At 67.5% G+C, this 15,272-nt stretch carries 15 protein-coding genes; 4 read left to right on the forward strand and 11 right to left on the reverse strand.

Annotated features, from left to right (window positions below):
- Positions 1-114 precede the first annotated feature (114 nt).
- Complete coding sequence (locus tag ASPHE3_RS13440) at positions 115-1,638, reverse strand: ATP-dependent DNA ligase (RefSeq protein ID WP_013601755.1); 1,524 nt, start codon at positions 1,636-1,638, stop codon at positions 115-117.
- A gap of 63 nt (positions 1,639-1,701) precedes the next feature.
- Between ASPHE3_RS13440 and ASPHE3_RS13445 the strand changes: the two genes are divergently transcribed.
- The gene (locus ASPHE3_RS13445; RefSeq protein WP_013601756.1) at positions 1,702-2,304 is read left to right on the forward strand and encodes a dihydrofolate reductase family protein; all 603 of its coding nucleotides are present in this window, start codon (positions 1,702-1,704) and stop codon (positions 2,302-2,304) included.
- 129 nt (positions 2,305-2,433) lie between these two features.
- Here ASPHE3_RS13445 and groL read toward each other — a convergent pair whose 3' ends face one another.
- Both groL and groES read right to left on the reverse strand, forming a co-directional pair.
- Entirely contained in the window at positions 2,434-4,044 is a 1,611-nt protein-coding gene (gene groL, locus ASPHE3_RS13450; protein WP_013601757.1) for a chaperonin GroEL, read from the reverse strand.
- A 77-nt stretch (positions 4,045-4,121) separates the two neighbouring features.
- Positions 4,122-4,415: a co-chaperone GroES gene (gene groES / locus ASPHE3_RS13455; protein WP_003805290.1), complete on the reverse strand. Its 294-nt coding sequence runs from the start codon at positions 4,413-4,415 to the stop codon at positions 4,122-4,124.
- A 225-nt stretch (positions 4,416-4,640) separates the two neighbouring features.
- Between groES and ASPHE3_RS13460 the strand changes: the two genes are divergently transcribed.
- On the forward strand, positions 4,641-5,573 hold the full coding sequence (locus tag ASPHE3_RS13460; RefSeq protein ID WP_013601758.1) for a DMT family transporter: 933 nt from the start codon (positions 4,641-4,643) through the stop codon (positions 5,571-5,573).
- On the opposite strand, the gene ASPHE3_RS13465 is transcribed toward ASPHE3_RS13460, so the two are convergent.
- Complete coding sequence (locus ASPHE3_RS13465) at positions 5,501-5,878, reverse strand: hypothetical protein (RefSeq protein ID WP_013601759.1); 378 nt, start codon at positions 5,876-5,878, stop codon at positions 5,501-5,503. The two genes, ASPHE3_RS13460 and ASPHE3_RS13465, sit on opposite strands and share 73 nt — an antisense overlap.
- A 54-nt stretch (positions 5,879-5,932) precedes the next feature.
- Here ASPHE3_RS13465 and ASPHE3_RS13470 point away from each other — a divergent pair, with 54 nt between their 5' ends.
- On the forward strand, positions 5,933-7,174 hold the full coding sequence (locus ASPHE3_RS13470) for a class I SAM-dependent methyltransferase (RefSeq protein WP_013601760.1): 1,242 nt from the start codon (positions 5,933-5,935) through the stop codon (positions 7,172-7,174).
- A gap of 6 nt (positions 7,175-7,180) precedes the next feature.
- Here the strand turns inward: ASPHE3_RS13470 and ASPHE3_RS13475 are convergent, their stop codons facing one another.
- Together ASPHE3_RS13475 and ASPHE3_RS13480 are read right to left on the reverse strand one after the other, a co-directional pair.
- On the reverse strand, positions 7,181-7,999 hold the full coding sequence (locus tag ASPHE3_RS13475; protein WP_281282162.1) for a shikimate 5-dehydrogenase: 819 nt from the start codon (positions 7,997-7,999) through the stop codon (positions 7,181-7,183).
- 79 nt (positions 8,000-8,078) lie between these two features.
- On the reverse strand, positions 8,079-9,521 hold the full coding sequence (locus tag ASPHE3_RS13480; RefSeq protein WP_041652196.1) for a glycoside hydrolase family 3 N-terminal domain-containing protein: 1,443 nt from the start codon (positions 9,519-9,521) through the stop codon (positions 8,079-8,081).
- A gap of 377 nt (positions 9,522-9,898) precedes the next feature.
- Between ASPHE3_RS13480 and ASPHE3_RS13490 the strand changes: the two genes are divergently transcribed.
- Complete coding sequence (locus tag ASPHE3_RS13490; protein WP_013601764.1) at positions 9,899-11,050, forward strand: glutamate--cysteine ligase; 1,152 nt, start codon at positions 9,899-9,901, stop codon at positions 11,048-11,050.
- A 109-nt stretch (positions 11,051-11,159) separates the two neighbouring features.
- On the opposite strand, the gene tsaD is transcribed toward ASPHE3_RS13490, so the two are convergent.
- Genes tsaD through alr form a run of 5 tightly spaced genes read right to left on the reverse strand, consistent with a single transcriptional unit; the run spans position 11,160 to position 15,268 of the window.
- Complete coding sequence (gene tsaD / locus ASPHE3_RS13495; RefSeq protein ID WP_013601765.1) at positions 11,160-12,263, reverse strand: tRNA (adenosine(37)-N6)-threonylcarbamoyltransferase complex transferase subunit TsaD; 1,104 nt, start codon at positions 12,261-12,263, stop codon at positions 11,160-11,162.
- Positions 12,260-12,760 carry a ribosomal protein S18-alanine N-acetyltransferase gene (gene rimI / locus ASPHE3_RS13500; RefSeq protein WP_049786138.1) on the reverse strand — a complete coding sequence of 167 codons (501 nt, stop codon included), beginning with the start codon at positions 12,758-12,760 and terminating at the stop codon, positions 12,260-12,262. Before rimI ends, tsaD begins: the two co-directional genes overlap by 4 nt.
- Before the next feature lie 44 nt (positions 12,761-12,804).
- Positions 12,805-13,476 carry a tRNA (adenosine(37)-N6)-threonylcarbamoyltransferase complex dimerization subunit type 1 TsaB gene (tsaB, locus tag ASPHE3_RS13505; RefSeq protein WP_013601767.1) on the reverse strand — a complete coding sequence of 224 codons (672 nt, stop codon included), beginning with the start codon at positions 13,474-13,476 and terminating at the stop codon, positions 12,805-12,807.
- Positions 13,476-14,054: a tRNA (adenosine(37)-N6)-threonylcarbamoyltransferase complex ATPase subunit type 1 TsaE gene (gene tsaE, locus ASPHE3_RS13510; protein WP_013601768.1), complete on the reverse strand. Its 579-nt coding sequence runs from the start codon at positions 14,052-14,054 to the stop codon at positions 13,476-13,478. The genes tsaB and tsaE overlap by 1 nt, the downstream gene beginning before the upstream one ends.
- A complete protein-coding gene (alr, locus tag ASPHE3_RS13515; RefSeq protein ID WP_013601769.1) occupies positions 14,051-15,268 on the reverse strand; it encodes an alanine racemase in 1,218 nt (405 codons plus the stop codon). The genes tsaE and alr overlap by 4 nt, the downstream gene beginning before the upstream one ends.
- Positions 15,269-15,272 lie beyond the last annotated feature (4 nt).

Consider the following 15,272-nt stretch of genomic DNA (forward strand, 5'->3'; position numbering starts at 1 on the left):
GGGATACCGCCCGGGCCGGCCCGCCGCCGTCGTACTGTGGCTCATCCGCGCAGGCGCCGGCCTCCTTAAGCGCCACGGTACGCCCGCGGCGCAGCGGTGACAACGGTCTTCGGCCTAGGGGCGCAGCAGCGCCCTCAGGGTTTGGATCGTGTCCGCTTCCGCGGCTGTCTTGTCATCCCGGTAGCGCTTGACACGGGCGAACCGAAGGGCGATTCCGCCGGGGTAGCGCGGGGATTGCTGCACGCCGTCGATGGCAATTTCGACGACGGTCACGGGCTCCACCCACACCGTTCCTGCAGTGCGCCGCACTTCGAGCTCCTGGAACCGGGCCGTCTGCCACTTGAGCAGGGCGTCGGTGAGACCCTTGAAAGTCTTGCCCACCATCACGTAGCCACCCGGCGCGCCGAACTCGCCCAGCGGGTCCAGTGCTCCGAGGTGCAGGTTGGACAGCAGTCCGGTGCGCCGCCCCGAACCCCACTCGCAGGCCAGTACCACCAGGTCATAGGTGAGCACGGGCTTGACCTTGACCCAGTTTGAGCCGCGCCGGCCCGCCGCATAGGCGGACCCGATGGCCTTGACCACCACGCCCTCATGGCCTGCGGCGAGCGCCTCGCGCGACACCTTCTCGGCAACGGCCACGTCAGCGGTGACTTCCCCCGGGATCCGGTGCCCGGGCGCAATACTCTCGAGGACGCCGATGCGCGTGGCCAGCGGCTCATCAAGCAGGTCGCGGCCGTCGATGTGCAGCACGTCGAAGAACCAGGGGTGAAGCAGTGTGTCGCGTGCGGCATCGGCCCCAAACCGGGACATGGTCTCCTGGAACGGGCGCGGGCCGCCGTCCTCGTCGAGGGCGAGGGTCTCGCCGTCCAGGATGACCTCCCGCACGGGCAGTCCGCGCACCACCTCCACCACTTCGGGCAGCCGGTGGGTCACCTCGGCCAGCGTACGGGTGTAAACGCGGACGTCGTCGCCTGCCCGGTGCACCTGGATGCGCGCTCCGTCGAGCTTGTATTCCACAGACGCCTCCCCCGTGGTGCCCAGGGCGTCGCTCACGCTGGAGGCGGTGGCGGCAAGCATGGGCTGCACCGGGCGGCCGACGACGAGCCCGACCGCGTCCAGCTGCTCCGCCGTGCCCGTCAGTGCCAGCAGGGCGGTCCCGCCGAGGTCGCCGGAGAGCATGGCAGCTCGACGTACGGCGTCCGCCGGCCGGCCGGCAGCCCGGGCCACCGCGTCCGTCAGGACCCCTTCAAGGGCACCAGTCCGCAATTCCCCGAGGAGCACGCCTGCGATGAAGGCCTGTTCGCGTTCCGTGGCTGCCCCGGTCAGGGTCCGGAGGATCCCAGCCCGCTCCGCTGCCGAACCCGTTCCTGCCGTGCCGAGCAGCCGGTCCAAGGCAGCGTCGACCTCAGCCACAGTGAGGCTTGGTTCAGCTGCCGGCTCCCCCATCGCCGCCTTCATCCCGCTCCAGCCAACCCCTACCCGTCCCTGCCGGGGCCTGGCAATGAGCAAACCAACCGCCGTCGCAATTTCCGCGGGTTCCAGCCTTTTCAGCAGTCCTGCCAGCGCATCAACCTTCGCAAGCCGGGAGCGGGTTGAGGCCACGGCCTGGGTTGTATTCACAAGCTCGTCGAGCAGCATGGCACCCAGTCTGCCACCACCGCACCTCTAGACAGCCTCGGAGCGCCCTTCCAGACTGGACGCATGGGAATCATTGTGGCGAACCTGTTCCTGACCCTCGACGGCGTTTACCAGGCGCCCGGCGGCCGCGAAGAGGACAGCGAGGGCGGCTTCGCTTTCGGCGGCTGGCAGGCGCCGGTGTCCGATGACGAGTCAGAAGCAGCGATTGAGGCCGAGATCAACAAGATCGATGCCCTGCTGCTCGGGCGGAAAACCTATGACATCTTCGCCGCCTACTGGCCACACCAATCCGGTGACATAGGCGGGACGCTCAACCGGGTTCCCAAGTTCGTTGTGTCCACTACGCTTTCGGATCCGGCCTGGGCGGGAACCAGCGTCCTGCCCGACCCTGGTGAGGCGGGCAGGCTCCGGGATGAGTTTGATGAAGTGCACATGTTCGGCAGCGGCGCCCTGATCCGTTCACTCCTCGCCGAGAACGTGCTGGACCGCCTCCACCTCTGGCTGTATCCGGTGACGCTGGGGCAGGGCAAACGCCTTTTCGACGCCGGGACCATCCCCGCCACCTTCCGCCTCGCCGAACCGGCCCGCAGCTTCCCGAAGGGAGCGGTGTCGCTGGTGTACGAGCGCGCCGGCGACGTCCAGACACAGGACATGCCGGGGACTTGATCCCCCACGTCCCCTAGCCTCGCTTCGTTCGGCAAGGGCACCCTGACGGCATGGGCCCACAAAAAACCGGCCCAGCGGATGCTGGACCGGCTTTCTGTGCATGCACGGTTGCCCGCGCGGAGCCACAGATCAGTGGCTGTGGCCTGCGTGCTCGTCTTCCTCGGCAGGCTTCTCGGCGACCAGGGTCTCGGTGGTGAGAACCAGGGCAGCGATGGAGGCTGCGTTGCGGAGGGCTGCGCGGGTGACCTTGACGGGGTCGATCACGCCGGCGGCGATCAGGTCCTCGTACTCGCCCGACTTGGCGTTGAAGCCGTTGTTGGTGTCGAGCTCGGCCACCTTGGAGGTGATGACGTAGCCGTCGAAACCGGCGTTCTGGGCAATCCAGCGCAGCGGCTGGACCAGCGCACGGCGGACGATGCCCACAGCAGCGGCGGCGTCGCCTTCCAGTGCCTTGACGGCCGGGTCCTCATCCAGTGCCTTCAGGGCGTGGATCAGTGCTGAGCCGCCACCGGCAACGATGCCTTCTTCGAGGGCAGCACGGGTCGAGGACACGGCGTCCTCGATGCGGTGCTTCTTTTCCTTGAGCTCAACCTCGGTTGCAGCACCGACCTTGATGACACCGATGCCGCCGGCCAGCTTGGCCAGGCGCTCCTGGAGCTTTTCGCGGTCCCAGTCGGACTCGGTGCGGGTCAGCTCGGCGCGCAGCTGCGCAACGCGTGCTGCCACGTCTTCGGCCGAACCTGCGCCGTCAACGATGGTGGTGTTGTCCTTGGTTACCGTGATGCGGCGTGCCGTACCCAGCACCTCGAGGCCCACCGTGTCCAGGCTCAGGCCCAGTTCCGGGGACACAACCTGTGCACCGGTAAGGGTGGCGATGTCCTGGAGCATGGCCTTGCGGCGGTCGCCGAAGCCCGGAGCCTTGACGGCCACGACGTTCAGCGTGCCGCGGATGCGGTTGACGATCAGCGTGGACAGGGCCTCGCCGTCGACGTCTTCAGCGATGATGAACAGCGGCTTGCCGGCCTGCAGCGCCTTCTCCAGCAGCGGCAGGAACTCCTGCAGCGAGGAGATCTTGCCCTGGTTGATCAGGATGAGGGCGTCCTCGAGGACGGCTTCCTGGCGGTCCGCGTCCGTGATGAAGTACGGGGACAGGTAGCCCTTGTCGAACTGCATGCCCTCGGTGAGGACCAGCTCGGTCTGCGTGGTGGAGGATTCCTCGATGGTGATCACACCATCCTTGCCAACCTTGCCGAAGGCCTCGGCAAGGAGCTCGCCAACCTCATCGCTCTGGGCGGAGATGGCTGCCACGTTGGCAACCTGGGTGCCTTCAACGGGGCGGGCGTTCTCCAGCAGGCGGGCGGCGACGGCTTCGACGGAAACCTCGATGCCGCGCTTGATCTGGCCGGGGGCAGCACCTGCCGCAACGTTGCGCAGGCCTTCCTTGACCAGCGCCTGGGCCAGGACCGTTGCGGTGGTGGTGCCGTCGCCGGCAACATCGTTGGTCTTGGTGGCTACTTCCTTGGCCAGCTGCGCGCCAAGGTTCTCGTACGGGTCGTCCAGCTCAACTTCGCGGGCGATGGTGACGCCGTCGTTCGTGATGGTGGGAGCTCCCCACTTCTTGTCCAGGACGACGTTGCGGCCGCGGGGGCCGAGCGTCACCTTGACGGTGTTGGCGAGCTTATCGATGCCGGCTTCAAGAGACCGGCGGGCAGCGTCGTTAAACGCAAGCTGCTTTGCCATGGTTTTGTCCTTTCAAGACAGAACCCCGCGCCGCTGAGCAGCAGAATGCATGACCAGCGGCGCGGGGATCCGGAGAGTTACTTTACGACGATCGCCAGGACGTCGCGGGCGGACAGCACGAGGTACTCGGTGCCGCCGGTCTTTACTTCAGTTCCGCCGTACTTGGAGTAGATGACGACGTCGCCGACGGCTACATCGACGGGAACGCGGTTGCCGTCCTCGAAGCGGCCGGGGCCTACTGCAACAACTTCGCCTTCCTGGGGCTTCTCCTGCGCGGAGTCCGGGATAACCAGGCCGGAAGCCGTGGTCTGCTCTGCTTCGAGCGGGCGGACAACAATACGATCCTCAAGAGGCTTAATAGAGACCGACACTCGGACCTCTCCTTCTTCGTCAGCAAATTCGTGGACTGGAAAGCTTTCCGCCATGGCTGGCAAACCGTCGTCGCGGTGCCGGCAGCAGCCTGGCTGGCAGCTCTTCATGTGTTAGCACCCTCCTAGGGAGAGTGCTAATGAAGACTCTATGTAAGGGTTAGCACTCGGTCAAGGCGAGTGCCAGAGTTTCGTCATCCGCGAACCGTACATGTGTACATTTGTCCGGTGCGAGCAGCTGTTTACCTCATCCTTGCCAACCTGTTCTGGGCAGGAAACTTCGTCGTGGGGCAGGCCGCCATGAAAACCATGGAGCCGCTCCAGCTGACTTTCTGGCGCTGGGTCCTGGCCGCAGTGCCGCTGCTGGTCCTGGCGCACGCGGTGGAGAAGCCGGACTGGCGCGCCGCCCTTCGCCGTTGGCCTGTCCTGCTGCTCCTGAGTGGGCTGGGAATGAGCGGCTACACGCTGCTGCTCTACAGCGCACTGCAGCACACCTCCGCCCTTAATGCTTCGCTGGTGACTGCCGCGAACCCGGCGCTGATCCTGGTCATGGCAGTCGTCCTGCTCCGGGACAGGCCACGGCCGCTCAGTTGGGTTGGGGTGGCGCTGGGTCTGCTGGGCGTCCTCATAGTCCTTACCGCGGGCAGCTTCGAGCGGCTCCTGACCTTCTCCATCAACACTGGAGAGCTGCTGATCGTGGGAGCCATCACCGTGTGGGGCCTGTATACGATCATTGCCCGCCGGCTGGACGTCCCGGCAATCACCTCCACCGCCGTGCAGGTGGCGATGGCCGCCGTCGTCCTTCTTCCGTTTGCCGTGGCCACTGGTTCCGGCCTTCCCGGCAGCCCGTCCGAAGGATGGTCCCTGGCCTTTATCGCAGTTTTCCCGTCACTGGGGTCCTACCTGCTCTGGAACCTGGCCCTCAAGCGGACCTCTGCGGCCAACGCCGGCAACTACCTGAACCTCATCGCCGTGTTCACGGCCGTCATCACGGTTGTCCTGGGGCAGCCCATCACAGTTCCGCAGATCCTGGGCGGGGCACTCGTCATCTCCGGTGTCCTGCTGACCAGCGCGGGCGGCAAGGAGCGTCAGCGGCCCAGGTCGTCAAAGTCGACGTCTTCGCCGCCGTCGCCCTCGCCGGCGGAATTCCGGCCGCGGTAGAGCAGTGCAGCCGCTGCGATCGCCGTCAGCAGTGAGGCCACGAGGAAGATGATGCTGCCAACCCGGGCGCCGTCATAGAGCCCACGGATATCCTGCGCCTCCTGGGTCTCGTCCCGGATGTCATTGCCGCCCACCGAATAGACGGTGGCGTTGAAAGTGTCCAGGAAGAAGATGATCACCAGGAGCGCGACGCAGACAATGGCCACCACGGCGCTGGCAATCAGCGCGGGCCGGGCGAACCTGGCCGGGCCCCCGTCCCCTGGCTGGTGCTGACGGGACTGCTGGGGACCTGCGCTGTCTTTCATGGTTTCAACACTATCGGCATCCGCGCCGGCCGCTGCTCCACTAGGCTGGAACCCATGGCTCAAGCTCCCCAGGACCAGATTGCACCCCTTCTCACCCCTGAAGGCTGGGATCTCCTGGCGTCCCTGGACCCTTACCAGGAGGAGAAGTCATTCGCCCTGAATGCGGCCCTCCGCAAGGCCGGGCACTCCCCCGAAGTGGTCTCCGCCGTGCTGACCCAGTCCCGGCTCCGCACCAAAGCCGCCGCGAAGTTCGGGGAATTCGCCCGCCAGATGCTGTTCACGCAGGCGGGCCTGGAGCAGGCCACCCGGCTCAACGTTGCCGCCCGCCACGCCCAGCGGTTTGCCGAGGCCGGATGCCGCCACGTGGCGGACCTGGGCTGCGGCCTGGCCGCCGACTCCCTGGCGCTGGCGTCCATGGACATCAACGTGACGGCAGTGGAAATGGACGAGACCACCGCCGCCTGCGCCACCGTCAACCTCATCCCCTTCCCCAACGCCACTGTGGTGCACGCCGACGCCACCTCGGTCCCGCTGGACGGGATCGACGGGGTCTGGCTGGATCCTGCACGCCGGGTCACCTCCAGTTCGGGGACCAAGCGGATTTGGGACCCGGAAGCATTTTCCCCGCCGTTGTCCTTCGTGGAGAAGCTGGCGGCGTCCGGGCTGGCTGTGGGCGTCAAGATGGGGCCCGGCATGCCCCATGATTCCGTTCCTGCGGAGTGTGAAGCACAGTGGGTCTCCGTGGCTGGGGATGTCACCGAGGTGGCCCTGTGGTTTAACGCCGTGCGCCGGCCGGGCGTCCGCCGGGCTGCCCTGGTGCTCGGCGCCCAAGGCGCGGCGGAGATGGCCAGCAGTGAAGACTTTGGGGCAGGTCCCGCTGCTCCAGTGGGCCCGGTAGAGGGCTACCTGTACGAGCCCGACGGAGCGGTGATCCGCGCCGGCCTGGTGGCCGACGTCGCGCTGGAACTCGGCGGGCACCTGGTGGATGAACACATCGCCTACATTTGCGCACCGTTCCTCGTGGACACGCCGTTTGCGCGTGCCTACAAAGTCCTGGACGTGATGCCCTGCAACGTCAAGGCCCTCAAGGCCTGGGTGAAGGACAACGGCATCAGCGTGCTGGACATCAAGAAGCGCGGGACCGCCGTTACGCCGGAGGAGCTCCGCAAGCAGCTGCTGGGCGGCAGGAATGCCGGCGGAAAGAACACGGCGAAGAAGGCCGGAAAAACGGCCACCCTGGTCCTGACCCGCATCGGGGAGGACCGGGTGGCCATCGTGGTGGAGCCGGTGGCCTGAGGCAGGCTACTGGGCGCGCATGAACTCCTCGGCGGCGCGCACCTGCTCAGCAGTGGGCCGCACGCCGGTGTAAAGCACGAACTGCTCCAGCGCCTGGATGGTGGCCACCTCCGCCCCGGTGATCACGGGTTTCCCTGCTGCCCGTGCCGCCTTGATCAGCGGCGTTTCGGCGGGCAGGGCAACCACGTCGAACACTACGCGGGCGGCGTCGATCGCTTCCTGCGGAAAGGCGAGCGACTCAGCCTCCGCCCCTCCGGCCATTCCGATGGGGGTGACATTGATGATCAGGTCAGCCGTCCCGCCGTCGAGCGCCGGACGCCACTGGAAGCCGTACTGTTCGGCGAGCGCCCGGCCCGTGGCCTCGTTCCGGGCGAGCACAGTGACATCGGAGAAGCCGGCGTCCCGGAGCGCGGCAACAGTGGCTTTGGCCATTCCACCCGCACCCTGGACCAGGACAGAGTAGCTGGTGGGGACGTCATTGGCGGCCAGGAGCTGCTCGATCGCGGTGTAGTCGGTGTTGTACGCCTTAAGGTGTCCGTCCGTGTTCACGATGGTGTTCACTGAGTCGATGGCCTTCGCGGAAGGATCCATCTCGTCCACGAGGGCGATCACGTCTTCCTTGTACGGCATGGAGATGGCACAGCCGCGGATGCCCAGCCCGCGCACGCCGGCGATGGCCTGCTCCAGGTTGGTGGGGGCGAACGCCTTGTAGATCCAGTTGAGGTCCAGCTGCTCATACAGGTGGTTGTGGAAACGGGTCCCGTTGTTGCTGGGCCGGGCCGAGAGCGAGATGCAGAGGGTCATGTCTTTATTCAGAATGGGCACCTCCCCATTTAACCCGCTCCCTCCCAACTGGGTAGCGCTAAGTGTCGTTTTGAGGCTCCAAAACGACACTTAGCGCTACTTAGTTGGGAGAGGGGCAGCCGGTGCCTGCCGGGAATCCTCCGACGGCGGCCGGCAGCTTCCCGGGGGCGGGCGCCTTCCCGGCGAGGACCGCGGCGAGGGCGTCAAAGGCGCCGTCGCTCCGGCCGTAAAGGGCCATCTTAACCGGCGCGGTTGAGTCCTGCAGGGGCCAGGGAGCATCGAGTGCGACGGCGATGTCCCCTCCCGCGCCCCGCCCGCCGAAGCCGATCAGGCTGACCACCGGTCCCGAACCGAGAGCCAGCCCGGCGCGGGTTGCCGCAGCCTCGAACCGTGCCCTGTCCGCCGGCTGGCCGCCGGCCACCTGGACAGCACCGGGCACCAGGGGGCCGCTGCACGCACCCGTGAGGACGGTAACGGCCTGCGCCGAGATCCGGGCTGAGAGTGCTGCGCCGCTTCCGGCCGGGGCGCCGGTTTTCGCTGCCGTCCGGCTGTTCCACACCATCATCGTGGCCACCCTCCGCGCTGCGTCATCCAGCCGCTCGGCGGGCAGCGCGCCGGACGCCACCGCCTGGACGATGCCGGCATGCGCCTGCCCCACGTCGGCCGGCATCAGCAGGAGGTCGGCGCCGGCGGCGAGGGCCATCACTGCGGCGGTTCCGCCGGGGTACTGCTTGGCCACGGCGCCCATATTCAGGGCGTCCGTCACCGCCACGCCTTTGAAGCCCAGCCCCCGCAGCGCGGCATAGGTGGGGCCGGAGAGCGACGCCGGGACGCCGGGTTCCAGCGCAGGGACCGCAATGTGCCCCGTCATCACCATCGGCGAGCCGGCAGCGATGGCGGCCTCGAAGGGCTTCCAGTCGCGGACGCTGAGTTCTGCAAGAGGGGCGGGCTGCACGGGGAGGTTGACGTGCGAGTCAACGGTCACCGATCCGTGCCCCGGGAAGTGCTTGACCGCAGGCAACACTCCCGCGGCGAGCATTCCCTGGGAAAAGGCGACGCCAAGGGAAGCGGCAGTCCCGGGGTCCGAGGACATGGACCTGGCACCGATGGTGGGGTCCCTCGGGCCGATGGTGACATCCGTATCCGGAGCGAAATCCACATTGAAGCCCAGAGGGACCAGCTCCGCCGCCAGCCCCTGGCCCGCGTCCTTCGCCAGGGGCGCGCTCCCGGCGGCGCCGTAGCTCATGGGCGTGGGCCATTCCGTCAGCGGCGGCCCCAGCCGGGCAACCTGGCCGCCTTCCTGGTCCACGGCAATGATCCCGGGCCAGGGCCTGCCGCCGGCGGCTGCGGCCTGGGCGAGCCGCTGGTTGATGGCTGCCATGCCCTGCACGTCCATCCGGCCCTGCGCATCGAGCGGAACGTTGTCGCCCATGATGATGGACCCGGCCAGGTGCAGCCGTTCGATCAGGGCCGCCTGCGCTTCCACGTCTTTGCCCTTGAAGAACGGAAGCAGGACCTGCCCCGCTTTCTGTTCGGTGGTCATTGCGGCCACTGCCGCGGCGGCCTTGTCCGCATCGCGCTGTTGGGGACCCCAGCCCAGTGGCGTGGCACCCGGATCAGGTGCCGGCGAGGAGGTGGCGGGCGCCGTCGTCGTACCCGTGGCGGTGGGCGGGGCCGGAGCAGAAGGGGCCGACGACGACGGAACGGGCCCGGGCGCGGCCGTACAGGAGGCGAGGGCTACTGCGGCCGAGGCGGCAGCAAGGGCGGGGAAGGTTTTGTGAAGACTGTCACGGACGTGTTGGAACAAGGCCATCAATACGATGCTACCCCTGCACTAGACTTGAACCACCCGTTCGCCTGCCGGCAGCAGCCTGTCAGTGACGGCAAGAGCCAGCGGCAAACAGGACAGTTAGGAAATGCGTGAAGATCGACTTCGCTTCATCACGGCAGTCAACCCTTGGTGTTGAGTGGGAGCTCGCGCTGGTGGATGGCAGGACCGGCGAGCTCGCCTCCGTGGCCAACGAGGTACTCCGGGGCGTGGCATCGCGGCACCCGGAACTGAACGAAGACGACGAGCATCCGCACATCAAGCAGGAACTGCTGCTGAACACCGTTGAACTGGTCACCGGCATCTGTGAGACAGCCGCCGAGGCCAAGGAGGACCTCAGCCGTTCCCTCGCCGCGGTCCGCGAAATCACTGATCCCATGGGCGTGGAACTGTTCTGCGCCGGAAGCCACCCGTTCAGCCCGCCGCAGCTGCAGCCGGTGACGGACAAGGCCCGCTACGCCAAACTGATCGACCGCACCCAGTGGTGGGGCCGCCAGATGGTGATCTATGGCGTGCACGTCCACGTGGGGCTGGACAGCCGGGATAAGGCACTTCCTGTCCTGGACGGCCTGGTCAACTACTTCCCGCACTTCCAGGCGCTCTCCGCGTCCAGCCCGTTCTGGGGCGGCGAGGACACCGGCTACGCTTCGCAGCGGGCCCTGATGTTCCAGCAGCTTCCCACTGCGGGCCTGCCCTTCCAGTTCCGCTCCTGGGAAGAGTACGAGTCCTACGTCCAGGACATGTTCACCACGGGCGTGATCGACACCCTCTCCGAAATCCGCTGGGACATCCGCCCGGTTCCGAACCTTGGAACCATTGAAATGCGGATCTGCGACGGTCTGGCCACCCTGGAGGAAGTGGGCGCGATTGCTGCCCTGACCCAATGCCTCGTGGACGAATTCTCCACCACCCTGGACAACGGCGGGACCATTCCCACCATGCCGCCCTGGCACGTGCAGGAGAACAAATGGCGCGCGGCCCGGTACGGCATGGACGCGATCATCATCCTCGACGCCTCCGGTAAGGAGCAGCTGGTTACCGAGCACCTGCTGGAGACCCTGAACCGGCTGGAGCCCGTGGCGAAGAAGCTGGGCTGCCCGGACGAGCTGGCCGACGTCGAGAAAATCATCCGCCGCGGCGCCGGCTACCAGCGCCAGCGGAAGGTGGCCGCCGAGCACGGCGGGGACCTCCAGGCCGTAGTGCTGGACCTGGTCAAACAGATGCGGAACGGCCCCACCGCCTGAGTAGCCCCCACCCGAAACGGGGCACTTCGGCACGGACACGCCGCCCGCCGTCGTGATTTACAACGGCGGCTCCCCCAAAGTGCCCCGCGACGGTCCGCCGGGCGGCGGGTTAGGCGGGGAGTGAGACCGAGGTGACCGGCATGGACGAGTCCGGCGCGAAACGGATGCCGCTTGGCTCCACTCCTGCCATCACCAGCTGGGCACCCAGGGCAGCCACCATGGCGCCGTTGTCCGTGCACAGGTTTAGCGGCGGCACATGCAGCCGGATCCCGGCGGACGCGCAGCGCTGCCCGGTGAGCTCCCGGAGGCGGGAATTCGCGGCCACGCCGCCGCCCAGCAGCACGTCCTTGATCCCGTGCTCGCGGCAGGCCAGCACAGCCTTGGACGAGATGATGTCCACCACGGCTTCCTGGAAGGCGGCGGCGATGTCAGCCACCGGAATCTCTTCGCCGCGCGCCTCGAACTGCTCCACGCACCGGGCCACCGCGGTCTTGAGGCCGCTGAAGGACCAGTCGTAGCGGTGCTTGCCGGGCTCTTCGGCGGTGCCCATGTACTTCGGCTGGCTCAGGCCGCGGGGGAAGCGAATGGATTTCGGGTTGCCGGTGCGGGCCACCTTGTCGATGGCAGGCCCGCCCGGGTAACCGAGGCCGAGGATCCGCGCCACCTTGTCATAGGCTTCCCCGGCGGCGTCGTCGATGGTGGAGCCCAGCAGGACCACGTCGTCGGTGATGCTGTTGATTTTCAGGATTTCTGTGTGGCCTCCGGACACCAGCAGGGCGCCAAGGTTGTCCGGAAGCTGCGGGGCGGTGCCGGGTTCCCGGCCGCCGTCCTTCCCGTCCAGCAGACCGACGCCCACGTGGGCCACCAAATGGTTGATCGCGTACAGGGGCTTTCCGGTGGCCACGGCCAAGGCCTTGGCTGCGCAGACTCCCACCATGAGGGCTCCGGCCAGGCCCGGTCCGGAGGTAACGGCAATGGCGTCCACCTCGTCCAGCGTCACTCCGGCCCCGGCCAATGCCTGTTCCAGGGTGGGCACAAAGGCATCAAGGTGGGCCCGCGACGCAATCTCCGGGATAACCCCGCCGAACCGCACATGTTCGTCCATTGAGGAGGACACAGTGTTGGTCAGCAGGGTTGTCCCGCGGACAATGCCGACGCCGGTTTCGTCGCACGACGATTCAATGCCCAGGACCAGTGGCTGGGATCGGTTCATGGCTGGCCTGCCTCCGTGGTTGTTCCTTCGCCGGTTGCCGGACCGGATTCGTGGGCCCCTTCGCCGGGGATGCCGGTGAGCTGGAGCCGCATGATCAGGGCGTCCACGCCGTCCCGGTAGTACCGGGGGCGGACGTGGATCTGTTCGAAGCCGAAGCGCCGGTACAGCTGCTGCGCCCGCGGGTTGTCGGCCCGGACTTCCAGCAGGACGTCCGCTGCCCGCCTGCGGCGGGCCTCCTCAATGAGGGTGGTGAGCAGCGTGGTGCCGATGCCCCGTCCCTCATATTCGGGGACGACGGCGATCGTCTGGACGTCCGCGATGGGTTCGATGCACATCAGCCCGGCGTAGCCCACGATGCCGTTGCTGCCCAGCGCCACGAGGTAGCGGCGGGTTTCCGGCTGGGACAGCTCGTCGAAGAACATCTGCAGGGGCCAGGCGTCCACGGGGAAGAGCCGTTGTTCCAGCGCACTCACGGCGGGCACGTCCTCGAGCGTCATGTCCCGGACGGTGATCCCCAGTGGCTCGCGGCCATGTAGGGCGTTCACAGTGCCCTCTTCCGCGGTCCGGGCACCTGCGCGTCGGATTCGCGGAGGTACAGGGGTGTCGAGTCCAAGAGTCCGTTCCCGGCGGCGAGCCGGGCCAGCGCGAACTGCCCCAAGTACAGGGCGTCCGGCTGTTCCTGGGCAAACTCCGGGTGGCAGTCCAGGGCATCGGCATAGAGGCCGGCGCCGGCGCCGAAGGCGGGCAGCTCCGGCAGGTCGGCCGCGAAGCTGACGTGCGGGCCGTCTTCCAGGCTGGGAAGCTTGCCATCCTCCGATGTGTACCGCGCCCAGTAAACCTCCTTGCGGCGCGCATCCGTGACCACCAGGAATTCCCGGACGGCGGCGGTGGATTCTGCCACCTCCAGCGCGATGGCGTCCAGGCTGACCAGCCCGTACAGGGGCTTGCCCCAGACAAACGAAAGCGTCCGCGCCGTCGCGATTCCCGACCGTAGTCCAGTGAACGGGCCTGGCCCCACGCCCACCACCAGCGCGTCGATGTCCTGCCCGGAGATACCGGCGGCGGCCAGCATCTCCTCGATTCCAGGGGCTAGCACTTCCGCATGGCTGCGGGTGTCCTCGGTGGAGAAGGCGGCGATGACCCTGTCCGGCGCTTCGTCCGAGACCAGGGCGGCGCTGGCCACGGCCGAGGTGTCGATGGCAAGGAGCAGCATCAGCGCGCCCCTTCCCTGGCGGCGCCCAGTTCCGGAGCGTCAGCCCACCGGGGGCCGTACCCGCGCATCACAATGGTGCGGGGCTCGTCGGCGTCTTCAGTGTCAAAGTCCAGGCCGGCAGAGGGCATGGCGCCAAGCCCGATCGCGCGGTGCAGGTCGATCTCCAGCCTGCTCTCGCTGAGGTGCTCCACCCGGTCCTGTCCCCACTCCACCACCGTCACCGAGGAGTCCATGGTGTTCTCAAGGTCGATGTCGTCGATCTCTGCCGCCGATTCGAGCCGGTAGGCGTCAACGTGGACGAGGTCCGGACCGCCGGGCCGCGGCCCGTCCGGCAGGTTGGGGTGGATGCGGACCAGCACGAAGGTGGGGGAAATGATGCCCTCCCGGACGCCCAGCCCTTCGCCGAGCCCTTGGGTAAAGGTGGTCTTGCCGGCACCCAGCTCACCGCTGAGGACCAGCAGGTCCCCCGCCTCCAGCACCGACGCAAGGCGGACGGCGAGCGCCTGGGTCTGGTCCGCCGTCGTCGCGGTGAAAGTCTTTTCCCAATTGGGAAGGCCAGCCTGGCCGTTGGCACTCACGCGGCATCCTCCTGGCTGGATGCGGCGCTCTTGTCCTCTTCATTGATGAAGCAGCGCGGCACCCTGGGACTGATCCTGGTGACGATTTCGTAGTTGATGGTTCCGGCGGCCCGCGCCCAGTCATCGGCGGTGGGGCCGCCGTCGGAGCCGTCGCCGAACAGTTCCGCTTCGGCACCCAGCAGGCTCCCCGCCTGGACCGTGCTGCCGAAGTCGATGACCATCTGGTCCATCGCAATCCTGCCCACCACAGGGTAGGTCCTCCCGGCCACCCTGACCGGCCCGCCGGTGGCGATCCGCGGCACCCCGTCCGCATAGCCCATCGGGATCAGTCCCAGCGTGCTGGCGCCGGTCGTATGGTAGCGGAGGCCGTAGGAGACGCCCTGCCCGTCCGGCACCTCCTTGCACTGCGACACGAGGGTCCGCAGGGTCATGGCCGGACGGAGTCCCAGTTCAGCGGAACTCTGCCCGGCGAACGGGGACAGCCCGTAGATGCCCAGTCCCACCCGGACCAGGTCGAAGTGGGTATCGGGCCGGGACAGGGTTGCGGGGGTATTGGCGAGGTGCCGCACCTCAGGGTCCACGCCGGCGTCCTCCGCAACGGCGAGGACCTCACGGAAGGTGGCCAGCTGCTGGTCCGTTTCAGGGCGCTCGGGTTCGTCGGCGACGGCAAGGTGGGAGAAGATCCCCACCACGCGGAGCAGGCCCTGGTCCTGGTATTCCATCGCCTCGCCCACGATGTGGTCCCAGGTGTCGAGGGTGGCGCCGTTGCGTCCCAGCCCCGTGTCCACTTTCAGGTGGATGCGGGCGGGGCGCTCCTGTTCCCGGGCGGCTGCCACGATTCGGTCCAGTTCCCAGCCCGAGCAGCCAATATCGACGCCGGCCGCGACGGCTGCCCCGAAGTTGCTGTCCGGGGTGTGCAGCCAGGCGAGCAGCGGCGCGTCGATCCCGGCGGCCCGGAGCGCCAGGGCTTCGGAAATGTGGGCCACACCCAGCCAGGATGCCCCTGCCTCCAGGGCTGCGCGCGCCACGGGTACCGCCCCGTGCCCGTACGCATCGGCCTTGACCACGGCCATGACTTTCGCCGGGGAGGCGGCAGCGGCCAGCCGGCGGACGTTGTGCCGGATGGCGTCAAGGTCGATCACGGCAGACCGTTCGTAGCGGGGGCCGTTGGCCGGGGCAGCACTGAATTCGCCGGTTGTTGCGGGGTAAGTCACCTTA

The sequence above is a fragment of the Pseudarthrobacter phenanthrenivorans Sphe3 genome (assembly GCF_000189535.1).
In the GTDB taxonomy this organism is placed as follows: domain Bacteria; phylum Actinomycetota; class Actinomycetes; order Actinomycetales; family Micrococcaceae; genus Arthrobacter; species Arthrobacter phenanthrenivorans.

Coding starts and splice junctions, on each gene's coding strand:
- ASPHE3_RS13440 (WP_013601755.1), bottom strand. CDS start 1,638: ATGCTGCTCGACGAGCTTGTGAATACAACCCAGGCCGTGGCCTCAACC.
- ASPHE3_RS13445 (WP_013601756.1), top strand. CDS start 1,702: ATGGGAATCATTGTGGCGAACCTGTTCCTGACCCTCGACGGCGTTTAC.
- groL (WP_013601757.1), bottom strand. CDS start 4,044: ATGGCAAAGCAGCTTGCGTTTAACGACGCTGCCCGCCGGTCTCTTGAA.
- ASPHE3_RS13465 (WP_013601759.1), bottom strand. CDS start 5,878: ATGAAAGACAGCGCAGGTCCCCAGCAGTCCCGTCAGCACCAGCCAGGG.
- ASPHE3_RS13470 (WP_013601760.1), top strand. CDS start 5,933: ATGGCTCAAGCTCCCCAGGACCAGATTGCACCCCTTCTCACCCCTGAA.
- ASPHE3_RS13480 (WP_041652196.1), bottom strand. CDS start 9,521: ATGACCACCGAACAGAAAGCGGGGCAGGTCCTGCTTCCGTTCTTCAAG.
- tsaD (WP_013601765.1), bottom strand. CDS start 12,263: ATGAACCGATCCCAGCCACTGGTCCTGGGCATTGAATCGTCGTGCGAC.
- rimI (WP_049786138.1), bottom strand. CDS start 12,760: ATGACGCTCGAGGACGTGCCCGCCGTGAGTGCGCTGGAACAACGGCTC.
- tsaB (WP_013601767.1), bottom strand. CDS start 13,476: ATGCTGCTCCTTGCCATCGACACCTCGGCCGTGGCCAGCGCCGCCCTG.